Annotated in this window: 8 protein-coding genes; 5 read left to right on the forward strand and 3 right to left on the reverse strand. The window is 39.8% G+C overall.

All coding sequences use genetic code 11. The features are described from left to right. The first annotated feature begins 338 nt into the window (after positions 1-338). From QM911_RS09475 to QM911_RS09490, 4 genes are all read left to right on the forward strand, one after another. Positions 339-2,591 (forward strand): AAA family ATPase, encoded by a 2,253-nt coding sequence (locus tag QM911_RS09475; protein WP_414313839.1) that lies wholly within the window; start codon positions 339-341, stop codon positions 2,589-2,591. 88 nt (positions 2,592-2,679) lie between these two features. Further along, complete coding sequence (locus tag QM911_RS09480) at positions 2,680-3,129, forward strand: NUDIX hydrolase (RefSeq protein WP_414313840.1); 450 nt, start codon at positions 2,680-2,682, stop codon at positions 3,127-3,129. Between the two features lie 63 nt (positions 3,130-3,192). After that, a complete protein-coding gene (locus tag QM911_RS09485) occupies positions 3,193-3,492 on the forward strand; it encodes a DUF1827 family protein (RefSeq protein WP_000767183.1) in 300 nt (99 codons plus the stop codon). Positions 3,493-3,717: 225 nt separating this feature from the next. Then, positions 3,718-4,350: a GNAT family N-acetyltransferase gene (locus QM911_RS09490; RefSeq protein ID WP_414313841.1), complete on the forward strand. Its 633-nt coding sequence runs from the start codon at positions 3,718-3,720 to the stop codon at positions 4,348-4,350. 34 nt (positions 4,351-4,384) lie between these two features. On the opposite strand, the gene metK is transcribed toward QM911_RS09490, so the two are convergent. Beyond that, on the reverse strand, positions 4,385-5,575 hold the full coding sequence (metK, locus tag QM911_RS09495; protein ID WP_000003967.1) for a methionine adenosyltransferase: 1,191 nt from the start codon (positions 5,573-5,575) through the stop codon (positions 4,385-4,387). 238 nt (positions 5,576-5,813) lie between these two features. Then, positions 5,814-6,512, reverse strand: a complete 699-nt coding sequence (locus QM911_RS09500; protein ID WP_153225419.1) for a GntR family transcriptional regulator — start codon at positions 6,510-6,512, stop codon at positions 5,814-5,816. Positions 6,513-6,652: 140 nt separating this feature from the next. Here QM911_RS09500 and guaA point away from each other — a divergent pair, with 140 nt between their 5' ends. Beyond that, the gene (gene guaA / locus QM911_RS09505; RefSeq protein ID WP_414313842.1) at positions 6,653-8,215 is read left to right on the forward strand and encodes a glutamine-hydrolyzing GMP synthase; all 1,563 of its coding nucleotides are present in this window, start codon (positions 6,653-6,655) and stop codon (positions 8,213-8,215) included. A gap of 148 nt (positions 8,216-8,363) precedes the next feature. Here the strand turns inward: guaA and QM911_RS09510 are convergent. Continuing rightward, positions 8,364-8,455 (reverse strand): IS3 family transposase (locus QM911_RS09510; protein WP_414313700.1); only part of this gene is annotated, 92 nt, incomplete at its 5' end.

Genomic DNA, 8,455 nt, shown 5'->3' on the forward strand with positions numbered 1-8,455 from the left:
TATTCAAGAAATTATCAACCACAAAGCCCTCACTTAGATTATACTTCTAAATGAGGGCTCTTGTCTTTATTTTCGTGTTTCTGTGGGTGACGGCTATGTCGTCATGGCTGTCTGTCCCACCGCCTTTCACCAACGAGAATCCTTTTTGCATGACAAATAGGATTTTTTTCTTACTATCAAGATTTTCTCACGATTAGCGCTCTTCTATTTATAGTGCTAGTATCCAATCTTTTTACTTGAATTGCCCAATAATCATGATATAATTAAATTATATACTTGTTTGACTATTTTTGACCTTTTAGATTTAGTCAAAACTAAGAAAGAAATGAGGTGGCGGTATGCTCTGTCAAAACTGTAAAATCAATGACTCAACGATTCATCTTTATACCAATCTCAATGGACAACAAAAGCAAATCGACCTTTGTCAAAATTGCTACAAAATTATCAAAACAGATCCTAACAATAGCTTATTCAAGGGCATTACAGATTTAAACAACCGTGATTTTGATCCTTTTGGAGACTTCTTTAACGATCTCAACAACTTTAGACCTTCTTCTAATAACAACAATATCCCCCCAACTCAGTCAGGGGGGGGATACGGTGGAAATGGTGGCTATGGTGCCCAAAATCGTGGTCCTGCTCAAACACCACCACCAATCCAGGAAAAAGGACTCTTGGATGAATATGGTATCAATGTCACTGAGATTGCCCGTCGCGGAAATATTGACCCTGTAATTGGCCGTGACGAAGAGATTATCCGTGTCATTGAAATCCTCAACCGCAGAACTAAAAACAATCCTGTTCTTATCGGTGAACCTGGTGTTGGTAAGACAGCCGTTGTCGAGGGTTTAGCTCAGAAAATTGTTGATGGTGATGTTCCCCATAAGCTTCAAGGTAAAGAAGTCATCCGCCTAGATGTCGTTAGCCTTGTTCAAGGAACAGGTATCCGAGGTCAGTTTGAAGAGCGCATGCAAAAACTCATGGAAGAAATTCGTGAGCGCGAGGATGTTATTCTCTTCATTGACGAAATTCATGAAATTGTCGGTGCTGGTTCTGCTGGAGAAGGGAATATGGATGCAGGAAATATCCTAAAACCAGCTCTTGCTCGTGGCGAACTCCAATTAGTTGGTGCTACTACCCTCAATGAATACCGCATCATCGAAAAAGATGCTGCCCTTGAACGTCGTATGCAACCTGTCAAGGTTGATGAACCAACTGTGGAAGAAACCATCATTATTCTGAAAGGTATCCAAAAGAAATACGAAGATTACCACCACGTACAATATACAGACGCTGCTATCGAAGCCGCTGCTACTCTTTCTAACCGCTACATCCAAGATCGTTTCTTGCCAGACAAGGCTATTGACCTCCTTGATGAAGCTGGTTCTAAAATGAACCTAACCTTAAATTTTGTGGATCCGAAGGTTATCGACCAGCGCTTAATCGAGGCAGAAAATCTCAAGGCCCAAGCCACTCGAGATGAAGATTTTGAGAAAGCTGCCTACTTCCGTGACCAGATTGCTAAATATAAAGAAATGCAAAAGACAAAAGTAACGGATCAGGATACTCCAATTATCAGTGAAAAGACGATTGAACACATTATTGAGCAAAAAACTAATATTCCAGTTGGTGATTTGAAAGAAAAAGAGCAGTCTCAGCTGATTAATCTAGCAGATGATCTCAAGGCTCATGTTATTGGTCAAGATGATGCAGTTGATAAGATTGCTAAGGCTATCCGCCGTAATCGTGTTGGTCTTGGAACTCCAAACCGTCCAATCGGTAGTTTCCTCTTTGTTGGTCCTACTGGTGTCGGTAAAACAGAACTTTCTAAACAACTGGCTATTGAGCTTTTTGGTTCTGCTGATAGCATGATTCGCTTTGATATGAGCGAATACATGGAAAAACATAGCGTAGCTAAACTCGTCGGTGCCCCTCCAGGATATGTCGGATATGATGAAGCGGGACAACTGACTGAAAAAATCCGTCGCAACCCCTACTCACTTATTCTACTAGACGAAGTAGAAAAAGCCCATCCTGATGTCATGCACCTGTTCCTTCAGGTCTTAGATGACGGGCGCTTAACGGACGGTCAAGGGCGAACTGTTAGCTTTAAGGATGCCATCATTATCATGACCTCAAATGCAGGTACAGGCAAAGCTGAAGCTAGTGTTGGATTTGGTGCTGCTAGAGAAGGTCGTACCAACTCCGTCCTTGGAGAATTAGGCAATTTCTTTAGCCCAGAATTCATGAACCGTTTTGATGGTATTATTGAATTTAAGGCTCTCAGCAAGGAAAATCTCCTACAAATCGTTGACCTCATGTTGGATGATGTGAATAAACGTCTCTCAAGCAATAACATCCACTTAGATGTAACAGATAAGGTTAAAGAAAAACTTGTAGACCTTGGTTACGATCCAAAAATGGGAGCTCGTCCACTCCGTCGTACCATCCAAGACTATATCGAAGATGCCATTACGGACTACTACCTTGAAAACCCTAGCGAAAAAGATCTCAAGGCTGTCATGACTAGCAATGGTAAAATCATGATTAAATCAAAAAATAAATTGGAAACAGTTGACTCAAATGACTAATTCCACATACTAAAAGAATGTTCTTACTTGACAGTAAGAGCATTCTTTAATATGATAGAAAGAAAGCGCACACATAAAGGAGAAATTTATGACAAATCCAACTTTTGGAGAAAAAAAAGAGGGTGTAGCCTACAAAACTAGATATGGTGTTTATGCAGTCATCCCTGACTCAGCACATGAAAAGATTATCCTCGTTCAAGCTCCAAATGGTGCATGGTTCTTGCCTGGTGGCGAGATTGAAGCAGGTGAAGATCATTTTGAAGCTCTCAAACGAGAACTGATTGAAGAATTAGGTTTTACAGCTGAGATTGGCACTTATTATGGTCAAGCAGATGAGTATTTCTATTCCAGCCATCGTGATACTTACTACTACAATCCAGCCTATCTTTACGAAGCTACTTCTTATCAAGAAATCCAAAAACCTTTGGAGGACTTCAATCACCTAGCTTGGTTCCCAATCGATGAAGCCATTGCCAACTTAAAACGTGGCAGTCATAAATGGGCAATTGAAGCTTGGAAAAAACAGCATCAAGTTTAAATTAACTTTTCCAATTTTTCCAAAAAGTGCTATAATAGAAATAGAAACACAGGAGGAAAGCCTATGAAGCTCATCAACACTACTAATTCTCACTCAAACCTTGTTAAAAGCCAACTGGAGAGTACCGACGCTACACTCGTAGAAGTCTACTCTGCAGGCAACACTGATGTTATCTTTACTCAGGCACCGCTTCATTATGAAATCCTCATTTCCAATAAACATCGTGCTATCCGCGAACAAGAAATAGAAAAAATCCAAGAATTTTTCTTGAATCGCAAGATCGAAAAGCAAAATATCGATGAAGCTAATATCAAGACCCTCTACTCTGAAAAATTGATTGAAATCTCAATCCCAACAAAATAAAACTTAGCTATATTTGGACAACACTCTAAAAAGTTAAAATTTTTAGAGTGTTCTTTGTCTGTCTGATCCTATATTCTAGAATCAGATTCAGTTGTACAGAAAGAGTTTTCTAACAATACTTCACTTACTAAGTTTGGCAATATTTTTGTAAAAACTCGGTACTTGATCATCAAAACAATTAATTTTACTATTATAATTTACTAACATTAAAAAAGGAGCCCATAAATGGAGAAAATGGTATACAGAAAAGCAAGGCTAGACGAATACCAAAAAATTGGAAAAGTAATAGCCGATAGCTTCTTTGATTATCCATTTTTAACTCTAATCATAGATGATCTCAAGAAACCTGAAAACTATCCTGCTTTTTTAGAACTATTAGAAAGTCTCCTTACTCGCCTCTATATCAAAGAAGAAACCTGTTTAGTAGCTGAACAAGACGGAGAAATCCTAGCTGTCGCCTTATTACAACAAAATGATTTTTCTGTCCTATCTTACTTGCTAAATGGTGTCATAAAACTGTTTCGCTACATTAGCCCACGAAATTTTTTGAAGTATCTTGATTTAGTAGACCGTTCCGAAGAACATTTGAAAAAATCTAATAGCTTTGACTGGTATTTGATGCTCCTTGCGGTCAATCCATCTGTTAAAGGACAAGGAGTGGGCAGTGCTTTTCTTAGAGACGCAGTTGAGCCTTATGTCAAATCCAAGGGCTGCAAGCGCTTAGGGCTCATTACCAGTACAGAAAAAAATGTTCCATTCTATAAAAAGAATGATTATGAATTGCTAGATTTTATGGAGTTAGAGTACGGGACTAAGTCTATTGGAAACTGGGCTTTTTTAAAGACTATCAATAAATAACTAAAAAAGGAGTTTAAATCAACTCCTTTTTACTTTATTTAACTGCTTCTTTCAAGGCGTCAACCTTATCCAAGCGTTCCCATGGAAGGTCAATATCTGTACGTCCCATGTGTCCATAAGCCGCAGTTTGACGGTAGATTGGACGTTTGAGATCCAGCATTTGAATGATTCCTGCTGGACGAAGGTCAAAGATTTGACGTGCTGCTTTTTCAAGTTTGCTTTCAGCTACTGTTCCAGTACCGAAGGTATCGATACGAACAGATACAGGTTGAGCTACACCAATGGCATAAGCCAATTGAACTTCTGCTTTCTTAGCGAGACCTGCAGCAACTATGTTTTTTGCAATGTAGCGAGCTGCATAAGAAGCTGAACGGTCAACCTTAGTCGCATCCTTACCAGAGAAGGCACCACCACCGTGACGTGAGTAACCACCATAAGTATCCACGATGATCTTACGACCAGTCAAACCTGAGTCTCCTTGAGGTCCTCCGATAACGAAACGACCTGTTGGATTGATGAAGAATTTAGTTTCATCGTCAAGATAAGAAGCTGGAATCACTTCTTTGATAACCTTGTTAATCACATCTTCATGAATTTGTTCATTGCTAACTTCTGGATCGTGTTGAGTTGAAATAACGACTGTATCCACGCGTACTGGCTGGTCATTTTCATCATATTCAACAGTAACTTGTGATTTAGCATCTGGACGAAGATAGCTAATTTCACCAGACTTACGAAGTTCTGCCAAACGACGAACCAACTTGTGGCTGAGTGAGATTGGAAGTGGCATGAGTTCTTCAGTTTCATTAACCGCAAAACCAAACATGAGACCTTGGTCTCCAGCTCCAATCAAATCAAGTGGATCTTGATCTGCGTTTCCACGAACTTCCAAGGCTTCATTAACACCTTGGGCGATATCAGGAGATTGCTCTACCAATGATGGATGAACTCCTACTGTTTCAGCTGAGAATCCATACTCAGTGTTGGTATAGCCAATCTCTGCAATCGTATCACGTACCACACGGTTAATATCTACATAGGCATTGGTTGAAATTTCACCAAAAACATGAACTGAACCAGTATAAACAGCTGTTTCAGCAGCAACGTGGGCTTCTGGATCTTGCTCTAAAATAGCATCCAAAATAGCATCTGAAATTTGGTCTGCAATCTTATCTGGATGCCCCTCAGATACAGATTCAGACGTGAATAATTTACGTTCTGACATAAAAATGTCCCCCCTTAAAAAATATTCGTTATAGAGTTACAAAGTACTGGTAGAGAATCGATAAACGACCTTCACTACCACCTTATCGGGACCATATAACCTAACTATTATAACACGAATCTTTAAAAAATACTCGTATGATTACTATTTTTCTTAATCGGAAACTGTTTTCTAATCTTAACCAAATAAAAACTCTTAAAGTGGATAGGATTTCCAACTTCAAGAGATTTCTTAAAAACTAATTATTTTCTAGATAAAACTCAAAACGTTCTCCGACGTATTGGCTCTTTACATACTCAAAAGCTGTACCGTCATCAAAGTAAGAAACCTGAGTCAGTCCTAAAATAGCATGCCCCTTTTCTACTTCCAGATAATGAGCAATCTTTTCCTTGGCTAAGCGAGCATAAATAGTCTGGTGAGATTTCCCAATCCGATAACCATGTTTCTGTAAGGTTTGAAAGAAATGCTTGGTTACTTCTTCTTTCTTGAAATTCTTGATAAATTTCTCAGGAATAGATGCTACTTCATAGACCACAGGAACTTGATCTGCATAACGAACACGTTCCATTCGAATAATATTTTCAGTGGTCTTGATCCCTAATTTTTCAACTTCTTGCTCATTAGGAATAGTCCGACGATAGGAAATCAGATGACTCGATGGTGTTTTCCCCTGAGCCTTCACAATTTCCGTAAAACTAGTCGTTCCACGCATTTTTTCCTGAACACGAGTACTAGAAACAAAGGTCCCGCTACCCACACGACGCTCCAAAACTCCTTCCTCGACCAAAAGGGAGATGGCTTGACGCAGGGTCATACGGCTAACCTCAAATTCCTCAGCTAAGTCTCGCTCGCTTGGGAGTCTCTCTCCAATTTTCCAATTTCCCTCGTCAATACCTTTTTTGATTTGGTCGTGAATTTTCATATAAGCTGGTAACATGCTTGCTCACTTCTTTTCTTTATTTTTTCCATTGTACCCTATCTCATGGGGAAAAGTCAAACTGCACTTGTTTGGTTGGTAATTCTGGGTCATTTATGATAGAATATTCAAGAAGATATTTCTTTTAAGAAAGGGAAAAGATGACCAACATTTCAACTGATTTGCAAGATGTCGAAAAGATCATCGTACTGGACTACGGTAGCCAGTATAACCAACTTATCTCACGTCGTATCCGTGAGATTGGTGTCTTTTCAGAACTAAAAAGTCACAAGATTTCTGCTGACGAAGTCCGCGCTATCAATCCTATCGGGATTGTACTTTCAGGTGGTCCAAACTCTGTTTACGAAGAAGGCTCATTTGATATTGATCCAGAGATTTTTGAACTTGGTATTCCAATTTTAGGAATCTGCTACGGTATGCAGCTATTGACTCACAAGCTTGGAGGAAAGGTTGTTCCTGCAGGTGACGCTGGTAACCGTGAATATGGACAATCAACTCTTACTCACACTGAGTCTGCTCTTTTTGCTGGAACTCCAGAAGAACAACTTGTTTTGATGAGCCACGGAGATGCTGTTACAGAAATTCCTGCTGATTTCATTCGTACTGGTACATCAGCTGACTGTCCTTATGCATCAATCGAAAATCCAGACAAAAAAATCTACGGTATCCAATTCCACCCAGAGGTTCGTCACTCAGTTCACGGTTATGATATCCTTCGTAACTTTGCCTTGAATATCTGTGGTGCCAAAGGTGACTGGACTATGGATAACTTTATCGAGATGCAAATCAAACAAATCCGTGAAAAGGTTGGAGACAAACGTGTTCTCCTTGGTCTTTCAGGTGGTGTTGACTCTTCTGTTGTTGGGGTTCTCCTCCAAAAAGCCATCGGCGATCAATTGATCTGTATCTTTGTAGACCACGGTCTTCTTCGTAAAGGAGAAGCTGACCAAGTCATGGATATGCTTGGTGGTAGGTTTGGTCTCAATATCGTTAAAGCAGATGCTGCCAAACGTTTCTTGGACAAGTTGGCTGGTGTATCTGATCCTGAACAAAAACGTAAAATCATCGGTAACGAGTTTGTTTATGTCTTTGATGATGAAGCAAGCAAACTAAAAGATGTGAAATTCCTTGCTCAAGGAACACTCTATACAGACGTGATTGAATCTGGTACTGATACTGCTCAAACCATCAAGTCTCACCACAACGTTGGTGGTCTTCCAGAAGACATGCAGTTTGAACTGATTGAACCACTTAACACACTCTACAAGGATGAAGTTCGTGCCCTTGGTACAGAGCTTGGTATGCCAGACCACATCGTATGGCGCCAACCATTCCCAGGACCAGGTCTTGCCATCCGTGTCATGGGGGAAATCACTGAAGAAAAACTTGAAACTGTTCGTGAGTCAGATGCTATCCTTCGTGAAGAAATCGCTAAAGCTGGTCTTGACCGCGACATTTGGCAATACTTCACTGTTAACACTGGAGTTCGTTCAGTAGGTGTTATGGGTGACGGTCGTACTTATGACTATACCATCGCTATCCGTGCTATCACTTCTATCGATGGAATGACAGCAGACTTCGCTAAGATTCCTTGGGAAGTTCTCCAAAAAATCTCAGTCCGTATCGTAAACGAAGTTGACCACGTGAACCGTATCGTCTACGATATCACAAGTAAACCACCTGCAACTGTTGAGTGGGAATGATTTATAAACATGATTTGAAGTGAAATGGTTGTTTTAACAGCACTTTCTATTATTATAAAAGGTTAAAAATCAATCGAAATTGATTGGTTCCCCACCAAAAACCCCACCAAAATTTTGTACTGACCCCAAAAAGTTAGACAAATAATTATTAAAAGGATTTAGTTCTGTACTGCACAGGACTAAGTCCTTTTAGTTTTACCTTAATTCGTTTGTTGTTGTAATAATCAATATAGTCTACAA

It is taken from the genome of Streptococcus infantis, from assembly GCF_047460825.1.
GTDB classification, from domain to species: Bacteria; Bacillota; Bacilli; order Lactobacillales; family Streptococcaceae; genus Streptococcus; species Streptococcus infantis_V.

Bases quoted from the DNA above. Each gene is read 5' to 3' on its own strand.
- QM911_RS09485 (WP_000767183.1), top strand. From the start codon at position 3,193: ATGAAGCTCATCAACACTACTAATTCTCACTCAAACCTTGTTAAAAGC.
- QM911_RS09475 (WP_414313839.1), top strand. From the start codon at position 339: ATGCTCTGTCAAAACTGTAAAATCAATGACTCAACGATTCATCTTTAT.
- QM911_RS09500 (WP_153225419.1), bottom strand. From the start codon at position 6,512: ATGTTACCAGCTTATATGAAAATTCACGACCAAATCAAAAAAGGTATT.
- metK (WP_000003967.1), bottom strand. From the start codon at position 5,575: ATGTCAGAACGTAAATTATTCACGTCTGAATCTGTATCTGAGGGGCAT.
- QM911_RS09490 (WP_414313841.1), top strand. From the start codon at position 3,718: ATGGAGAAAATGGTATACAGAAAAGCAAGGCTAGACGAATACCAAAAA.
- guaA (WP_414313842.1), top strand. From the start codon at position 6,653: ATGACCAACATTTCAACTGATTTGCAAGATGTCGAAAAGATCATCGTA.
- QM911_RS09480 (WP_414313840.1), top strand. From the start codon at position 2,680: ATGACAAATCCAACTTTTGGAGAAAAAAAAGAGGGTGTAGCCTACAAA.